The sequence below is a fragment of the Acinetobacter sp. NIOH-H-8 genome, assembly GCF_046635365.1.
Classification (GTDB): domain Bacteria; phylum Pseudomonadota; class Gammaproteobacteria; order Pseudomonadales; family Moraxellaceae; genus Acinetobacter.
Genome location: NZ_JBHDVN010000308.1, coordinates 1 through 403, shown reverse-complemented (window position 1 = coordinate 403; position 403 = coordinate 1). Strand labels below are relative to the sequence as shown.

Genomic DNA, 403 nt, shown 5'->3' with positions numbered 1-403 from the left:
GCACGCTGTCTTCCTGCTCGTCCTCGAGCATGGCGCGCACGACGATGGTGCCTTCGCGGGTGAACTTGATGGCGTTGCTCACCAGGTTGGTGAGGATCTGCTTGAGCCGCAGCGGGTCGCCGACCAGCGACAGCGGCGTGTCGCGATAGACCAGGCTGAGCAGCTCCAACTGCTTGGCGTGGGCGGCCGGGGCGAGGATGGTCAAGGTGTCCTGGATCAGGTCGCGCAGGTTGAAAGGGATGCTGTCGAGCACCAGCTTGCCGGCCTCGATCTTGGAGAAGTCGAGGATCTCGTTGATGATCCCCAGCAGGTTGTCGGCGGATTTCTCGATGGTGCCCAGGTAGTCGAGCTGGCGTGGCGTCAGCTCGCTCTTTTGCAACAGGTGGGTGAAGCCGAGGATACC

1 protein-coding gene is annotated in these 403 nt (G+C 62.8%); it reads right to left on the bottom strand.

Going from position 1 to position 403, the window contains the following annotated elements:
- A partial coding sequence (locus tag ACEWB7_RS18380; protein WP_411581147.1) for a histidine kinase dimerization/phospho-acceptor domain-containing protein occupies positions 1–403 on the bottom strand: 403 nt, incomplete at both ends.